The 16,605-nt window shown below is 40.6% G+C and carries 13 protein-coding genes; 5 read left to right on the top strand and 8 right to left on the bottom strand.

Translation table 11 applies throughout. The annotated features are described in order from the left end of the window. Positions 1-59 precede the first annotated feature (59 nt). Positions 60-977: a hypothetical protein gene (locus CBW18_RS16060; protein ID WP_088302337.1), complete on the bottom strand. Its 918-nt coding sequence runs from the start codon at positions 975-977 to the stop codon at positions 60-62. 288 nt (positions 978-1,265) lie between these two features. On the opposite strand from CBW18_RS16060, the gene CBW18_RS16065 reads away from it, so the two are divergent. Next, positions 1,266-1,874, top strand: coding sequence for a GIN domain-containing protein (locus tag CBW18_RS16065; RefSeq protein ID WP_088302338.1), 609 nt, complete (start codon positions 1,266-1,268; stop codon positions 1,872-1,874). A gap of 126 nt (positions 1,875-2,000) precedes the next feature. On the opposite strand, the gene uvrA is transcribed toward CBW18_RS16065, so the two are convergent. Together uvrA and CBW18_RS16075 are read right to left on the bottom strand one after the other, a co-directional pair. Then, entirely contained in the window at positions 2,001-4,508 is a 2,508-nt protein-coding gene (uvrA, locus tag CBW18_RS16070; protein WP_088302339.1) for an excinuclease ABC subunit UvrA, read from the bottom strand. Positions 4,509-4,602: 94 nt separating this feature from the next. Beyond that, positions 4,603-4,956, bottom strand: coding sequence for a helix-turn-helix domain-containing protein (locus CBW18_RS16075; protein ID WP_088302340.1), 354 nt, complete (start codon positions 4,954-4,956; stop codon positions 4,603-4,605). Positions 4,957-5,060: 104 nt separating this feature from the next. On the opposite strand from CBW18_RS16075, the gene CBW18_RS16080 reads away from it, so the two are divergent. Further along, positions 5,061-6,053 (top strand): MBL fold metallo-hydrolase, encoded by a 993-nt coding sequence (locus tag CBW18_RS16080; protein ID WP_088302341.1) that lies wholly within the window; start codon positions 5,061-5,063, stop codon positions 6,051-6,053. A gap of 31 nt (positions 6,054-6,084) precedes the next feature. Here CBW18_RS16080 and CBW18_RS16085 read toward each other — a convergent pair whose 3' ends face one another. From CBW18_RS16085 to CBW18_RS16105, 5 genes are all read right to left on the bottom strand, one after another. Further along, the gene (locus CBW18_RS16085) at positions 6,085-6,546 is read right to left on the bottom strand and encodes a GtrA family protein (RefSeq protein WP_088302342.1); all 462 of its coding nucleotides are present in this window, start codon (positions 6,544-6,546) and stop codon (positions 6,085-6,087) included. Between the two features lie 49 nt (positions 6,547-6,595). Beyond that, complete coding sequence (locus tag CBW18_RS16090) at positions 6,596-7,276, bottom strand: CDP-alcohol phosphatidyltransferase family protein (protein WP_088302343.1); 681 nt, start codon at positions 7,274-7,276, stop codon at positions 6,596-6,598. Between the two features lie 160 nt (positions 7,277-7,436). Next, positions 7,437-8,243, bottom strand: coding sequence for a phytanoyl-CoA dioxygenase family protein (locus tag CBW18_RS16095; protein ID WP_088302344.1), 807 nt, complete (start codon positions 8,241-8,243; stop codon positions 7,437-7,439). 369 nt (positions 8,244-8,612) lie between these two features. After that, entirely contained in the window at positions 8,613-9,617 is a 1,005-nt protein-coding gene (locus CBW18_RS16100; protein WP_088302345.1) for an SDR family oxidoreductase, read from the bottom strand. A 110-nt stretch (positions 9,618-9,727) separates the two neighbouring features. Further along, the gene (locus CBW18_RS16105) at positions 9,728-11,593 is read right to left on the bottom strand and encodes a TonB-dependent siderophore receptor (protein ID WP_088302346.1); all 1,866 of its coding nucleotides are present in this window, start codon (positions 11,591-11,593) and stop codon (positions 9,728-9,730) included. 64 nt (positions 11,594-11,657) lie between these two features. On the opposite strand from CBW18_RS16105, the gene CBW18_RS16110 reads away from it, so the two are divergent. The 3 genes from CBW18_RS16110 to CBW18_RS16120 all read left to right on the top strand — a co-directional run bounded on the left by CBW18_RS16110 (position 11,658) and on the right by CBW18_RS16120 (position 16,561). Further along, positions 11,658-13,154 carry a PLP-dependent aminotransferase family protein gene (locus CBW18_RS16110; protein WP_088302347.1) on the top strand — a complete coding sequence of 499 codons (1,497 nt, stop codon included), beginning with the start codon at positions 11,658-11,660 and terminating at the stop codon, positions 13,152-13,154. 159 nt (positions 13,155-13,313) lie between these two features. Next, complete coding sequence (locus tag CBW18_RS16115; RefSeq protein ID WP_088302348.1) at positions 13,314-15,374, top strand: ATP-binding protein; 2,061 nt, start codon at positions 13,314-13,316, stop codon at positions 15,372-15,374. 143 nt (positions 15,375-15,517) lie between these two features. Continuing rightward, a complete protein-coding gene (locus CBW18_RS16120) occupies positions 15,518-16,561 on the top strand; it encodes an NAD(P)-dependent alcohol dehydrogenase (protein ID WP_088302349.1) in 1,044 nt (347 codons plus the stop codon). Positions 16,562-16,605: the final 44 nt, after the last annotated feature.

A 16,605-nucleotide genomic window follows, 5' to 3' on the forward strand; every position in this document is an offset into this window, starting at 1 on the left:
TAAACGAATTCCGGTATGATCACTTCAGAAAGATGAGTAAATCCATCACGAATCAATCGTTAATATATTTCAACGCTTGTTGATATTGGTACTTTCTGTTTCCATTTGCCTGACACATCAAAGGTATTACCTGAAGTCAGATTTTTAATCGTAAAGGAATAATCGCTTTCTCGTGACAGGTAGGTTATCTTTCCTTTGACATTAACACTGCTATTTGCTTTAACCAGCATTTCAATTTTGCCACCTCCGGTTTTTACATAAGGCGTTAATGACTGCCCCTTTTTATAAGGTACACTTTGTGACCAGTACACTTTGTTATCTATCAGAATGTCCTGCATAAAAACTGTTGTATCCTGTGTATTTACCCAATTGAATGCGTTGTCATCATCACTAGTGAATTCAGACATATGCTTCACCTCTCTGTAGATATCTGAAATATCTACATATTTTGCTACCCAGTCATTGTTGGTAACGGTTACCGGATATAAACCCTCATTAGTGGTATATTCTTTTCTGCTTCCCGGAATCTCTGTAATTTGTTTATTCACAATTGCGTAACCCTGACCACGGCTTTGGGTAAAAGAGAGTTGACCCCGATTTCCATCAGAAAGAATTCCGATCAGAAATTTTCTTGGATGAGTACTTAAATTCTCCTCCAATGACAAAATAAGCTGATCACCTGCTTGCTTTCTTTCTAATTTCAGCCATCCATTTTGTAATGATACACTACCTAACGATTTCAGTATTGCGGGTTTGCCGGCCTGATCCAGAAACACCTCTCCTGAAAGCGCATCTTTCACATATTCAACTGACCAATCTGATCCGTTGATGGTAAAGTTGTTATTTTTAAAACCGCTGTTTAGTTGTAGATTTTTGTACTGATCATCAAAAAGTTTAATCTCAGGTGGTAAATCCTTTTTTTTGCAACCGATAAATAAAACCAGTAAAAGGAGTAAGGATGAGAGACGTTTAATCATAATAACATATTTGGAAAGTGTAAGGTAGGATTCTTATTTGATTCTCAGTGAAGTACATCTTTAATTTTACACTAATTATTGAACTATTACTGGTGATGGTTCAGATACCTATTTACAGGTTATTCCTACTTAAAGCCGGAGCGGTTACGTCCGGTTCGTCGAGAAATAAGAGCCGTTAGTCTGGAAGTTACTTGCGCTGGTATAATACAAGGTTTTTTTGTGCAACGTTTTGGGTGCGACAACGTCTCATTAACAAAAAACAAAATAAAAAATCTAAAACATACAGATATGAAAACTTTAGCCAAAACATTATTCGCAGTAGCAATTACAGCAGCAGTACTCTCTTCAACAGGATTAACTGCCTGTGCATCCGAACCGGTTTCATCAACCACAATGAATGTTAAATTATCAACCGTTAACCGCATCTGGGTAAGTGGAAATGTTAAGCTTGTGCTTACACAAGGTAAAACCCAAGGCGTTACTGAAACAGAGAATTATGATGCAACTAAAACTTCTATATCAACCAACGGAAAAACCTTGTTTATTAATTCAGAAGAAACCAATGAAGTGGTGATTAAACTTACACTGAAAGATCTGGAAAGGATAGAGGCTTACGGAGGATCTGTAGTAGCGACGAGCAATAACTTTGATGTCAATAATCTTCAGCTCTTTATCAGTCAGGGTGCGAATGCTAACATTAAAACAACAGCGAAAAGTCTTTATATGGTTGTGAAAGAAGAGGCAGTGGTAAAATTAAATGGTACAGCAGTACACAGCACGCTTATTGCCAGCAATATGAAAAATGTAAGAATGAACAATTTTGCCTGTATGAAATCAGAGTCTTATGCATCAGAGGCTCTTTTTAATGCACCTCAAACAGCAGTGCTCGCTAAATAATTTATAGCATCATTTTAAAAGAGCCTGGATCATCAGCAAGATGGTTCAGGCTCTTTTGCGTAATAAAGAATTGTGTTTGATTTTTTTTAAATGATGGATAATTCTAAAATAGTGATTTGTTCAAAATTACTGCCCATTTAAATAGTTCGCTAAAAATGGTGCTGTTTTGCTGTTTTTACATTTTGCAAGTCCATTTAAAGTTCCGGTATAAACTATTTTTCCACCTGCATCACCTGCACCTGGTCCAACATCAATCACCCAGTCGCTTTGTGCGATTACCTGCATATCATGTTCTACCAGTACAATCGTATTCCCTGCATCAGCAAGTTTGTGGAGCTGAATCAATAACCGTTCAACATCTGCGGGATGCAAGCCTGTAGTTGGCTCATCCAGGATATAAATGGCAGATCCTTTCTGATTCTTTTGGAGTTCGGTTGCCAGTTTAATACGCTGCGCTTCGCCTCCTGAAAGTTCTGTTGCAGCCTGCCCCAGCTTGAGGTATCCCAACCCAACTTCCCTGACAATATCCAATGCCCGGTAAATAAGCGGATCTTCATCAAAAAAGTTGCAGGCTTCCGCTACGGTCATTTCCAATACCTGTGCAATGTTTTTTTCCTTATAAATTACTTCAAGTGTATCTGCATTATACCTGGTGCCTTTACAGGTAGGACAGGGCGTATACACGCTTGGTAAAAAAAGCAATTCAACCATTACAAAACCTTCACCAAGGCAATGTGGACAGCGTCCTTTTGCAACGTTAAATGAAAACCGGCCCGCATCATATTTTCGCTTTTTGGCGAGTGGAACTTCAGCAAAACGCTTTCTCACATGATCAAAAAGGCCGGTATAGGTGGCCAGATTTGATCTGGGCGTGCGTCCAATCGGACGCTGGTCTACTACAATTAGCCTGGACAGTTGCTCCAGGCCTGCGGTTATGCTTCCTTTAATGGAGCCCGTATCAGTAATTTGCGGTCCATCTGTAATTTCATCTGTTTGATCTTCAGTTTTTTGATGGAGGCCTTTAGCAACTAGTTCTACCAGCAACTGACTTACCAAACTGCTTTTGCCAGAACCAGAAATTCCGGTTACACAAGTCATCACACCAAGGGGGAAATCGATATTTAAATTTTTCAGGTTGTGCCGAGACCCATCTTTGATGCTCAGCCAGCCTGTAGGTATTCGTGGATTAGTCATTTTCCTCACTTCCTGATTAAAAAGGAAAGCTGAAGTTTGTGATCTTTTAACTTTTTTTAGCCCCTCAGGCAGTCCGCTGTATAAAATGTAACCGCCCTCCTCACCAGCCATAGGACCCACATCAATAATCCAGTCGGCATGTTTAATGACCTCAAGCTCATGCTCCACCACAAAAATGGTGTTCCCGGCAGCCTTTAATTTGTCAAGAATACCCAATAAAGCCCTGGTATCTGCAGGATGGAGTCCGGCAGAAGGTTCATCAAGCACATAAATAACCCCAAATAAATTAGAATGTACCTGGGTAGCCAGTCGCAGGCGTTGAAGCTCACCAGGAGAAAGGGTAGGCGTGGTACGCTCCATACTCAGGTAGCCAAGGCCAAGCTCGAGCATGACTTTAATCCGCGATAGGATATCTGAAGAAATACGACCGGTAACAATTTGCTTTTCTGCCGATCGTTTATCTTTTCCTAGCTGGGCATGCTTTTCGAAAATTTTGGCTAGTTCAGCTAAAGATAGCCTGGAGATTGTAGCAATATCCTTTCCATCAAATTTAACTGATAACGATTCTTTTTTAAGCCGCTTGCCTTCGCAAAGCGGACAAACAGCACTTCGCATATACTGACTTACCCTTTTCTTCATCAGCTCAGATTGGCTGGATGAAAAGGTTTTAAGGATATAGGGTTTCGCGCCGATGAAAGTACCCATGTAATCGGGTGTTCTTTTGTTTTTGATCGCTTCGGCAGTTTCTTTTGGAGAGTATCCCGGGTATACCGGAACGGTTGGCGTTTCCTCTGTAAAGAGAATCCATTCGCGATCTTTTTTTGGAAGGTCTTTCCATGGAATATCAACATTATAACCCATAGATACCAGGATATCCCGCTGATTCTGGCCTTGCCATGCCAGCGGCCATGATGCAATCGCCCGCTCCCGGATCGTCAGCTGATCATTAGGCACCATCGTGCTTTCCGTGATCTCAAACACACTGCCCAGTCCATGGCATTCAGGGCATGCACCCTGGGGGGTATTGGGAGAGAAGCCTTCTGCGTATATAATTTCCTGGTGTTCAGGGTAATCTCCTGCTCTGGAAAAAAGCATTCTCATTAAATTCGACAAGGTAGTTACGCTTCCTACTGATGACCTGGTACTTGTTCCGCCCCGTTGTTGCTGGAGGGCTACCGCCGGTGGAAGACCATCTATCGTGTCTACATCCGGCACACTCATTTGGTTAAATAATCTTCTGGCATAGGGAGAAACAGACTCCAGGTACCTTCGCTGTGCTTCCGCATATAAGGTTCCAAAGGCGAGTGAAGATTTTCCCGAACCGGATACACCTGTAAATACCACCAGCTTATCCCGGGGAATGTCTAAGTTAATGTCTTTTAAATTATTTTCTCTGGCTCCGCGAACCCTGATCATGCTACTCTGCTTATCTATTGCCATTACTTTATGGAGTGACTTTCAATTTCATTTATGCAACAATAGAGACCAGACTAAGTTTTTAATTTATGGATGTTTCAACAACAATATAATATCACTAGCATGGCATTTTAGTACCAGTTCTTGGATTTTCCATTATTCGGCGATCGGCCCATTCTCTTAGTTCATTGATCAACGGAATAAGCTCTTTGGCATTTGCTGTTAGGGAATATTCAACCTTTGGCGGAACCTCCAGGTATACTTTACGGTTAACCATTTCGTCCTGTTCGAGTTCCCTTAATGTTTGGGTGAGCATTTTAGTTGTAATTCCATTAAGCAGTCTTTTCAATTCTCCATATCTTAATACCTGATGTAAATGAAGGTACCACAAAATTCTGCCACGGTATTTTCCGCCGATCCTTTGGAATGCAAAATCAACGGCGCAATAAGGTTCGTCTTTTTCCTTTCTCATTTTATGTAGCTGATTTTTAGCAATAGAATACAAAAAGTATGTAGGATACTTAAAAGTACATACTTGACGAAAAGATATCAATATGATAGCTTTGAAGAAAAAAAATGGACAGAAGAACAGCATTATTAAGATTTGCCGGACTCGCACTCATCGGGTTTACAGATATCAGAAGTTTGGTGGCTAAGCCGCTAAACGCTATAGGGAAGAAAAGGAATAGCTTTCATCAGTTTAAACTTGGTGAATTAGACCTGATGGTAGTCAGCGATGGCCGAATTGTAATGAAACCTATTCAACCGAATTTTGCGCCAGGTATCAATTCCCGTAGGGTTGAACAGGAACTGGAGCGAAACTTTGCTCCAACAGACCATATTGAACTGGGCATTAATATTCTGGTGATCAAATCGAAAGGCAGAACGATTTTATTGGATAGCGGATGTGGCGCAAATTTTGGCGAACAGTCTGGCGGATTGATTAAAAACCTTCAAAAGGCTGGCATCAATCCGGAAGACGTAACTGATGTGGTGATTACACATGCACACCCTGATCATATTGGCGGATTAACAGGTGCAGAAAATCAATTGTTATTTCCAAAAGCAAAGGTTTATTTATCACGCATTGATCATGATTTCTGGTTATCAGAAAATCCTGATTTTTCAAAAAGTAAGCTTACCGATCAGCAGCTAATCCAATTTGTAAAAGATGTGGCTAAAAAAAATATAAATGCTTTGAGTGATCAATTACATCTTTTTGAAGATGGAGATACTATCGTTGATTGTATAACCATGCAATTGGCACCTGGCCATACACCAGGTCATTGTGTGGCTAAAATTTTCTCGAATGAAGCATCGCTATATCATATTGCAGATTTGGTTCATTCAGCAATTTTAGTGGTCGCCCACCCAGAATGGGGTTTCGAAGGAGACAGCAATTTTAACCAGGCGGTACAAACCAGAAGAAAAGTGATGAGTGATTTAGCCGCATCACGATCGCTGATTTTTTCTTATCATTTGCCATGGCCGGGCTTAGGGCATGTACGCAAAAAAGGTAATGCATATGAATGGGTACAACAGTTGGCTATGGGCCCAGATGAATCATGATAAAGTCTATTGGTCGTGTGCCCGATAGTTATTATCGTTGATTTATCAGCTTATTGGTATTACCGTATTCACAGGGTACCGTTTCCATCACTTGTGTTTTAAATACCCAAAATTTCATCATCGGGTAATTAAAGCCGTAAGAAACAAGACTGTCTATCAATAGTCGGCCGATGCGGTAATCGAGATTAAAAAACTTTTGTAATAGATAAGTTCCTGCTGATTTTAGGGAAATACTTCCCAGTACGACTACTGCAAATTTGATGAGTTGTTTCTTTGGAGATGCAACATATTCAGCACCATCATTAAATGCCCAGAACCTGTTGATACAAAAATTAACAATGCCACCCAATGTGCCGGAAAGCAGAATAGAAATGGTAAAGTGAATACCCAGCATTTCAGTAAAAAGAATCATGAGGCCATAATCTGTTACTCCACCGGCAAATGCAGCTACCTGTGCTTTCAGAAAAACCAAAATCGATTTCTTTTTACTCATGATATTTTCTGATTGATCAGCAACAGCTTTATAGATTGCGTAGTAATTTTTAAGGTTTTATTTCTCTTTCTTCGCGATCCCGTTCATTTCCAAGATCCAGTAAAGCATTGGTATCTTTGAGGTTAATTACCAATAATATCACTGTGGTGATCAGGGCAGAATAGGTGATTGAGCCTGGAATAGCGGTTTCCAGTATCAAGATCATCGCAATAATGACGCGGAGTTCAGTAGGGCCTAAAAGACCTGCATCAATTCGGTAAACCCCTATAATTTTATATCGAAGCAATGAGATAATCATAGACCAGCCGTAGCAAACCACAAAGATGAAACCTAAGATCCGGGTGGAATCTGTAGCATAAAAGTAATATCCTATCCCAATCAGGATAATGCTGAGCCAATCCATGATGATGTCTAGAGCAAATCCGTACCATTTTCGGGCGATACCCCGATAATAAGCCAATCTTCCATCCAGCGAATCACCAATCCAGTTGATAAAAAGTCCGATAATTCCGATCGGTAAAAATGCATGTCCGAAATTTGCAGCCAAAAGAAAGGCTGTGCATACGATAACTGATCCAAACATGCCTACTCCGGTCATGATATTTGGAGAAATAAAAGCCGGTATATACCTGAGTAAAAAATGAATAAATTGTTGTTCCCCTGCCTTTAAGATATTTGTTCGTTTTCTGTCTGCAAAAATCTGTGCCCGTTCTGTTATCTTATTTTCCATTCCATTATTGACCAAAAGCTAAGAGGCAAGCCAGTATGGCCATTTTGGATCTGATCAGCTTTCCATTGATTTTTCCAGGCAAAGACTTGATCAGGCTAAGCTGACGTTTGAGTTTGCCCGTTCGCGCAAGATAACTTAAAAATAGGATTATTAGCATACGTTATTTGACTATTCCAGCGAAACGCTGATAAAACACCGTTGGACTATTCTCATTTTTAGGCACGTATTTTCCGGCAATGATCGGGACGTAGATCACCCTTCTGCGGCTTGGTTCACCCCGAAGTGAAGATTGTGCCACACGGTGCCAAAGTCTCCCGTCGTGCACAGTCAAATCTCCGGCCTCAGGCAAAATGGAAATTTCATCTTTATCCGGGCGGTTATCCAGAAAGTATTTTTTACGGAAAAGCATTTGGTAGATACTTTGTTTGTGAGTACCGGGAATAATTTTTAAACCACCGTTTTCTTCTGTTTGCGTACTTAAATGAACACCAACATTTAGCATTGGGTTTAGTTTGCCGCCATAAAAAATATCCCTCAAACCATCGGTATGCCAACCCATTTTAGTGAAACCACTTTGCGGGCCGTTAACGTAATGATTAAATACCATCCCGTCCTTTTCTTCCACTCCTAATCTTGCATCTTCTCCAGCCAATGGCAGCAGAGCCGATAATCGTGGATCCATTAATAATCCACTTAAGGTTTTATGGTGCTGATTGATAAAAGCGAAACGTTGTACGATTTTTTCACCATCTATATCTCTTCCATATTTTATAGGAACACCATTCACCTTTTGGATGTCAGTATCAATCCATTTTTGCTGAACTTCCTTTGAAGCCTGTATAATGGATTCAACGGTTGGTTGGGTAATAAAATTTTTAAAGTGTATAAATCCATGAATATTAAAAAATTCTACCTGTTGATCGGTGAGTTTTTCTGATAGGGTGAAGGTTGGATACGATGATGCCATTGTAATAAAGTTAATAGTTGAAAATAAAGCATTGGTAGAAGAGAAAATTATGCGCCGCAACAATACATTCGCATTCGCGATGAGTTTTGTGCCGGAAAATAAAACAGCTTTGTTTTATTATACATAATCTATAGATTTAGTAGTGTATAATACAAACTTAATGTTTTTTTAATATTCTAAAGAACAATGTAGTGTTTTTTTCTGATTATTTTTTAAAATCAAGATTAGGGCTTTGAAAACTGAGGTTGAGATCAATTTTTTACAGGCGTAAATGCTTCACTTTAAAATATCTTGTCAGGGAAAATACAACGGCTTTAATCCTTGTGATAAAATGCACTAATCTTATTCTTAAGATCAGTGCATTTTAGTTTATGGTTGACCAGATCCGCCAGCTGCGCCATAAATCTGCCCGGTAGAAAAACTGGCATCATTTGCAGCCAATTGCACATAAATGGAGGCCAATTCAGCAGGTTGCCCGGGGCGGCCAAGCGGTGTATCCTTTCCAAATGCCTTTAATTTCTCTGGTGTAGATCCTCCACCCATTTGCAAAGGTGTCCAGATGGGACCAGGTGCTACACCATTTACGCGTATTCCTCTCGGACCGAGTTGTTTAGCCAGCGATTTCACAAAATTGGTGGTAGCGGCCTTGGTTTGTGCATAATCATATAAATCTGCCGAAGGATCTGTGGCCTGTGCCGATGTGGTGCCGATAATGGATGAGCCTGGTTTTAAATAGGTCAATGCAGCCTTGATGATCCAGAAAGGCGCATAAATATTCGTTTTAATGGTCCAGTCAAATTGTTCAGTGGTAATGTCTGTAATAGAGGGATTAGATTGTTGACGGGCGGCATTACTGATTACGATATCTAAGCCACCCAATTGTCTGGCCGCTTCATCTACCAGTTTTTTGCAAAAGTTTTCATCCCTGATATCTCCCGGAATAGCAAAGGCTTTCCGGCCGGCTTTTTTAATCAGTTCTACTACTTCCCGTGCATCAGGTTCTTCCTGTGGCAGATAGTTAATGGCTACGTCGGCACCTTCACGTGCATAGGCAATTGCCGCAGCTCTGCCCATACCCGAATCACCACCGGTAATCAGTGCTTTTCTACCTGCTAAACGGCCTGATCCTTTGTAGCTGGTTTCACCATGATCTGGTTTGGGATCCATTTTGCTTGCCAGCGCCGGCCAGGGTTGGTTTTGATGTGTAAAGGGCGGGCGCGGGTATTTTGTAGTGGGATCTTGCAAATCCGCAGGGCCGAATTTTGTATCTTCCGGCACTGCGGCATTGCTTAAAATAGGAGAAGCTGCAACGGCAGCCATTGCTAAACTCAGGCCACCCAGTGCCTTTCGTCTGCTCATTTTTTCGTTTTCCATGATGATGTTTAGGTTTATCTTTATAACCCGCTCAAATTTTTTAAGTTTCAGAAATCTGATGAACTATAAACCATAAATCAAAACCAGGAAATCACATCATTCGCGCAACTTTAAAAGCTTACGAATTTTACCCCCAGGCTTACCCAACGGGATGGGAGCGGAATAGTACCGATTTCGAAATATTGGGTGTCGAAAATGTTTTGCGCATCCAGGTATATGGTAAATTTCTGAATAGACTGACTAACCCGCAGATCATTGATCCAATAGCTTGATCCTGACAGTCGCTGATTAAAACGTGTGGCCACCAATAAAGTGAAATTATGGTATTTAAAATCAACGGTATTGGTTACCTGGTGTTTTAAGGAAGCCAGCTGGTATTTAGAAGCAATTCCTGGCTGCATGCCTCCAAATCTGGATTGAAGATAAGAATAGGCCAGATTGATATTCACCTTCGCATTTTCTGTCATTTCAAGGCTATAGTTGGATCGCAGATTGAACCCCTTGGTCATCAGGTTGCCTACATTGTTGGCTTCAAATGGTTCTGTACTGACCAATCTGGTGTAATCGATAAAATTTGTAATTCGCCTGTAGAAAAAGCTAGAATTGAAGGTGAAATCTCCTTTTAAAATCTTAAAACCCGTTTCGCCCTGGAATGCATTTTCAGGGACGACATTTGGATTGCCAATGTTTCCAGGTCGTTGGTTTAGATAGAGGTCAGTAAATGATGGCAGTCTCTGGCTGGTACCAATACTTCCTATAACTTTGAAAACTTCCGTAAAAGCGTAACTGGCATCAAGCCCCGGATAGACCTGCCATTTGTAAGATGTGTTATAATTCACGTAAGATCCCAGATTAACATTCAGTTTTTCGGTGAGGAAAGTTCTGTACTGTGCATACATACCCATATTTTCTCTTTGGTGTTTGCCAATGTTGGAGGAATTAATGGCATCACTTCTTACTTCTGCACCCAATCCCCATTCACCACTTTTGGTTTTATAGGTACTGTTTACTTCTGCTGCAAGTGAATGGGTAGCATGCCTGCTTACCCCTGCATTAGGATTGGTATTGCCAAAATAGCGGTAATCATCAAAATTATAGCGATAACTCAATCTGGGCATCAGCAGCCATTTTTCTGAAAGTTTATGTTTCGATTGTACACTTGCCAATGTGGTTTGTACTGCTTCGGTAGAATTCCGGTCACCTGGAGCGGCATAAAATCCATTGGCACCGAATTCATTTTTGGTATAACCAAATGAAGTCATAATTTCATTTGCACTATCAATCTGAATATTGCCCTGATAAAGTAATTTGAGGTTTTCAAACTGGGTATTAAAACGGTAACCATTGCTTTGATCGCGTGAACCAAAGATAGCATGCTGATTATTTTTTTGACTTAACACTGCTCCGGCCTGAACACCAGCACCATAAAATGTTTTCCCGTTACCTTCAGCATTTTTTTTGAAATTTGAACCCGCATAGGAGTCAATCAGAAAGCCTGATTTGGTAAATTTTTTAGTAATGATGTTAATGGCCCCGGTTAGGCTGTTGATGCCGTAAATCCGGGCAGCTGGTCCGCGAACAATTTCAATGCGCTCAATAGCTTCTACCGGAATAGGGAGGTTGAGCATATTATGGGCCGTTTGCGTATCTATAATTTTGACTCCATTTAACAGCACAACCGTTTGCTCAAAACTTCCGCCATCAATGCTAATGTCTGCCTGACTGCCAAAGGGACCTCTTTGCCTTAAGTCTACACCATTGGCATATTGCAAAAGTTCCTGAATGGTACGTCCGGGCAGTTTAGCAATCATGGCCTGATCAATGATATACACGTTTCTGTTTTGCTTGGATATGGGTGTATGAAAGCCATTTTCATTAATGACCACGTCTTTAAAAGTGATTACGGTATCTTGCTTTTGCTGGGCATATAAGTTAGTACACCAGAAGAGTGATAAAGCCAGGTAAATTTTTTTCATTTGTTATAATTTTCGGCAAAAGTACTACCTTGCCGTACCACTAAAGTATACCAGTTTTAATATAATGGATAGTCCGGTTCAAATTCCCTTTAAAAGTTTTATTCAACTCAAGGCTGAGGATGCTACGCCAGTTTACCTGCAAATTATTTTTGAGTTTATTAAGGCAATTCAACTGGGTTTGCTTCCTGAAGGTACAAAACTTCCGGGTACACGGATATTATGTAAAATCCTTTTGGTGAATAGAAATACGCTGATTAAAGCTTTCCAGGATCTGGAAGCACAGGGTTTTATCGAGATCAGGCCCAATCAGGGTACTTTTATTTTATCAGATCAAAAGCAGTATCAGGGTAAAAGGGAGATTTCAAAAGCTGAAAAAAGCAATAAAGCAGTAGGTGGTTTTAGTTTTAAATGCTCATCCGTACTAGAAAACCCGGTAGAATGGAGTGATTTGCCTTTGCAGTTTAATGATGGATTGCCTGATATAAGGCTGGTTCATACTGATATCGTGGCAAGGCTATATGTGTCAAAACTGAAACGGCAGAAAGTCCGCGAACCCTGGGCGCAAATACAAACACAGGCTCACCAGCATTTTAAAAAACAGTTTTTCAACTTCTTAAACCTTACACGTGGTCTGCGGATTTCTGAATCCAATCTTCTGACCACCAGCAGCCATGAAGTAAGCCTGTATCTTGTGGCGAAATTACTCCTTTCGGAAGGTGATTATGTAGTAGTGGGTTCACCAGGCTATTATTTATCCAATATGACCTTAACTGACAGTGGCGCAAAGATCATTCCTGTTGCTGTGGATGAAGAGGGACTGCATTTAGCCGCGTTAAAGAAAGTATGTGAAACACAAAAAATCAGAATGGTTTACCTCACCTCCATTTATCATTACCCCAGTACGATTTTGCTGAGTGCCAAAAGACGGATGGAAATGCTGGAATTGGCCCATCAATACGGTTTTGTAATTGTGGAAGATGATTACGACTTTGATTTTCACCTGGATAGTAACCCTGTTTTGCCTTTGGCAGCCATAGATGCAAATGAGCATGTGGTTTACCTGGGGTCGTTTGCCAGATCACTGCCTGCTGGTTTTGGCTATGGTTTTATTACCGCGCCTGCCGCATTTATCAAAGAACTGGAAAAGCACCAGCGGATTCTGGAACCAGGGATAGATGTAATGAAAGAACAGGTTTTAACAAACTGGATTCAGGATGGGGAAGTGCACCGGCTTTCGAAAAAAAATAAACTTATTTATAAAGCACGGCGTGATGCTTTTGTACGCTTGCTGAACGATAAACTGAAGGGAAGAATCCGGTTTAATATTCCCACACGCGGCCTGGCCGTCTGGATAGAATGGCTAGATCATTTTAACCTCATTAAAATGCAGCAAAAATGTGCTGAAAATGGTCTGTTTTTACCCAAAACCATTTTGTACCAAACCAAAAATATGATCGCCACCCGCCTGGGGTTTGGCAGCATGAATCTGAACGAGATGGAAAATGCGGTTGATATTCTGGCCAGATCACTTAAAAGTCTGTTAAATAAACGTAATGATTAGCCTTCCAGGTCAAACATTTTAGCCCCTTTTATGTTATTTCGGTCAGCCATTAACCCATAAATCTTTTTGAGTTTATCAGGTTAATGACAGAGAATTAAATATCCATTAATTTTACTGGTTCAATCAATAATATTTGATCAACTATGATTCATAAATTAAATGTCGTTTGTGCCACAGCCTGCTAATGAAATTGAGCGCTTAAAAGCGTTGCAATCCTATCATATTCTGGATACATTATCGGAACGCGAGTTTGATGATCTGACAGAACTTTCTTCCATTATTTGTAATTCTCCCATTGCCCTGGTTAGTCTGGTTGATGAGAAAAGGCAATGGTTTAAATCCAGGAAAGGACTGGACGTGACAGAAACCCACAGGGATTATTCTTTCTGCGCACATGCCATTCAGGATCCTTATGAACTAATGGAAATTGAAGATGCCAAAAAAGATGTACGGTTTATGCATAACCCACTTGTAACGGGGCAGCCTTACATTGCTTTTTATGCTGGCGTACCGCTGATTAATGAAGAGGGTTTCCCAATTGGTTCACTTTGTGTAATTGATTCTGTATCAAGAAAACTCAGCGAATCACAGCGTATGGCTTTAAAAATTCTGGCCAAGCAGGTGATGGATAAGATGGAGTTACGCCGGAAAATGGCTTTGCTTGAAAAATCAGAAAAGCTAAATGCTGCATTGCTTGAGCGCTCTGTTCTAGCCGAACAGCGAAGTCATATGCTCATTCAGCAGGCACCCATTGCCATGGCCTTATTTAAAGGTAATTATTTTCAGGTTGAGGCAATTAATCCGCCTATGCTTGAGCTTTTACGACAGGAAGCCAACATCCTGCACCAACCGATCCTTTCCGCAATCCCTGAGTTTGACAAACAGCCCGCTTACGGGTTATTACAGAAAGTGTACCGCACTGGTGAAACCATTTACGTGAATGAACACGCGATACAACTGATTCGCAAAAACAAGGAAATCACCTGCTATTATAATTTCACTTATTGCCCTTTGATTGAAAGCGGCAGAATTACCGGTGTCATTAATATGGCCATTGATATCACCGAACAGGTAATGGCCAGAAAAAAGGTGGAAGAAGTGAGTCACGATCTTCGTGCATCCTACATCCGCTTAGCACAGAGTGAGCAGAAACAGAGTAGCGCGATTGAACAGGCTAAGCTTGGAACCTATACCATTGATGGCACTTCTGGTAAAATGTGGGCATCCGCCAGACTGAAGGAAATTTTTGGTTATGGCAATGATGAGGAAATGACTTTTCAGTCTGTAATTGATCAGGTAGGTATTGAATTCCGGCAGCAGGTCATCCGTTCAGCAGAAGCGGTGATTAAAGAGGATCTCGTTTTTGATATGGAATATACCATTATTAAACGCAATGACGGACTGATCCGATGGGTTAAATCAACCGGAAAACATTATAAAACCGAAGAAGAACCTGATGGCCATTTCTCAGGTACCATTCTGGATATCACGGAAGAAAAAGAGGACAATATACGGAAGGATGATTTTATAGGAATGGTAAGTCATGAGCTTAAAACGCCGCTTACCTCATTAAAAGGGTTTGTGCAGCTCCTGCAACTGAAAACACAGCGGATCGATGATATCCTCACTAAAAATATTCTGGATAAGGCAGACAAACAAATCACCAAGATGACCAGAATGATCAATGGTTTTCTGAATGTATCCAGACTGGAATCAGGAAAAATTTACATAGAAAAAGAACTTTTTGATATTAGTGTACTTATCCGTGAAATTGAAGACGATACCATTTTAAATGCTGACGGACATACCGTCATTTTTGATCCGGTGGAAACTGCCTGGGTGAATGCGGATAAAGATAAAATCGGGCAGGTAATTAACAATTTTATCAGCAATGCCATTAAATATTCGCCAATGGGTACAGAAGTACGGATTTCCTGCATTTCCGACAAGCAAGGTTCGGTGATTAGTGTTCGTGATGAAGGGATGGGCATAGAAGCCTCGGATATTCCTCATTTATTTGAGCGCTATTACCGGGTAGAAAAACACAATACCAAATCCATAGCTGGCTTCGGAATTGGTCTTTATCTTTGTGCAGAGATTGTGAAAAGACACAATGGCAAGATATGGGTGGAAAGTGAAATTTTAAAAGGTTCTGTTTTTAATTTTAGCCTTCCTGCTGTCCCGCAACCTATCCTTCAATCAGATGATCTGGATAATTAGTATTTAGTATGACTGATTTAACACATTGATAATCGTGTTTTTACCGCTTATTTTTTAAATAATGAATTACTGCAGACATTTATTTTTGATTCCGAACACTGAATCGATTTATATTTGTTTACAGAATAACAACTAAGATATTTATGATAGCAACAAAAGGATATGCGGCACAAAGTGCCGAAACAGGCCTGGCGCCCTGGGATTTTGAACGCCGTGAGGTTGGACCACACGATGTACAGTTTGAAATACTTTTCTGCGGCGTATGCCACTCTGATTTACATCAAATTAAAAACGACTGGTTCCCAGGTATTTTTCCAATGGTTCCGGGTCATGAAATTGTTGGTCGCGTAATTAATGTAGGTGATCATGTTAAAAATTTTAAAGTAGGAGATCTTGCCGGTACGGGCTGCATGGTGGATTCTTGCCAGGTTTGCGAAAACTGTAAACAAGACTTAGAGCAATACTGCCTTGAAGGTAATACGCAGACCTATAACGGCATGGAGCGTGATGGTTCAATGCCAACTTATGGCGGATATTCAAATAACATTGTAGTAAGGGAAGAATTTGTATTACATATTTCTGATAAGCTGAATCTGGCAGCTGTTGCACCATTACTTTGTGCAGGTATCACCACTTACTCACCATTAAGACACTGGAAAGTTGGCAAAGGCCATAAACTTGCTGTTTTAGGTTTAGGCGGTTTAGGCCACATGGCCGTTAAATTTGGTGTGGCTTTTGGAGCGGAAGTAACCGTTTTAAGTACTTCGCCAAAAAAAGAAGAGGATGCTAAAAAGTTAGGCGCACATCACTTTGTGGTGACTACAGACCCGGATCAGGTGGCTGCGGCAAAAGGTAGCTTTGATTTTATTCTGGATACAGTTTCAGCCGAGCACGATTTTAATATGTATTTATCGCTTTTAAGAACGAATGGTACACATATTTGCGTGGGCGTACCACCAAAACCAGCTGAAATTGCAGCATTCAGTTTATTGGGCGGACGTAAAAGCCTTGCCGGTTCAGGAATCGGAGGAATAGCTGAGACCCAGGAAATGCTGGATTTTTGTGCTGAACACAACATTGTTTCAGATATCGAGATTATTGATATGAAAAACATTCATCAAGCTTATGAGCGGATGGAAAAAGGTGACGTGAGATACCGCTTCGTAATTGATATGGCAACCTTATAAGATTGAACAGATCTTTCAATAGGTTATTATTAAAACCGATTCAT

The sequence above is a fragment of the Pedobacter sp. AJM genome (assembly GCF_002197755.1).
Taxonomy (GTDB): domain Bacteria; phylum Bacteroidota; class Bacteroidia; order Sphingobacteriales; family Sphingobacteriaceae; genus Pedobacter.

Bases quoted from the DNA above. Each gene is read 5' to 3' on its own strand.
- CBW18_RS16115 (WP_088302348.1), top strand. From the start codon at position 13,314: ATGTCGTTTGTGCCACAGCCTGCTAATGAAATTGAGCGCTTAAAAGCG.
- uvrA (WP_088302339.1), bottom strand. From the start codon at position 4,508: ATGGCAATAGATAAGCAGAGTAGCATGATCAGGGTTCGCGGAGCCAGA.
- CBW18_RS16100 (WP_088302345.1), bottom strand. From the start codon at position 9,617: ATGGAAAACGAAAAAATGAGCAGACGAAAGGCACTGGGTGGCCTGAGT.
- CBW18_RS16075 (WP_088302340.1), bottom strand. From the start codon at position 4,956: ATGAGAAAGGAAAAAGACGAACCTTATTGCGCCGTTGATTTTGCATTC.
- CBW18_RS16105 (WP_088302346.1), bottom strand. From the start codon at position 11,593: ATGAAAAAAATTTACCTGGCTTTATCACTCTTCTGGTGTACTAACTTA.
- CBW18_RS16065 (WP_088302338.1), top strand. From the start codon at position 1,266: ATGAAAACTTTAGCCAAAACATTATTCGCAGTAGCAATTACAGCAGCA.
- CBW18_RS16085 (WP_088302342.1), bottom strand. From the start codon at position 6,546: ATGAGTAAAAAGAAATCGATTTTGGTTTTTCTGAAAGCACAGGTAGCT.
- CBW18_RS16110 (WP_088302347.1), top strand. From the start codon at position 11,658: ATGGATAGTCCGGTTCAAATTCCCTTTAAAAGTTTTATTCAACTCAAG.
- CBW18_RS16095 (WP_088302344.1), bottom strand. From the start codon at position 8,243: ATGGCATCATCGTATCCAACCTTCACCCTATCAGAAAAACTCACCGAT.
- CBW18_RS16080 (WP_088302341.1), top strand. From the start codon at position 5,061: ATGGACAGAAGAACAGCATTATTAAGATTTGCCGGACTCGCACTCATC.
- CBW18_RS16090 (WP_088302343.1), bottom strand. From the start codon at position 7,276: ATGGAAAATAAGATAACAGAACGGGCACAGATTTTTGCAGACAGAAAA.
- CBW18_RS16060 (WP_088302337.1), bottom strand. From the start codon at position 977: ATGATTAAACGTCTCTCATCCTTACTCCTTTTACTGGTTTTATTTATC.
- CBW18_RS16120 (WP_088302349.1), top strand. From the start codon at position 15,518: ATGATAGCAACAAAAGGATATGCGGCACAAAGTGCCGAAACAGGCCTG.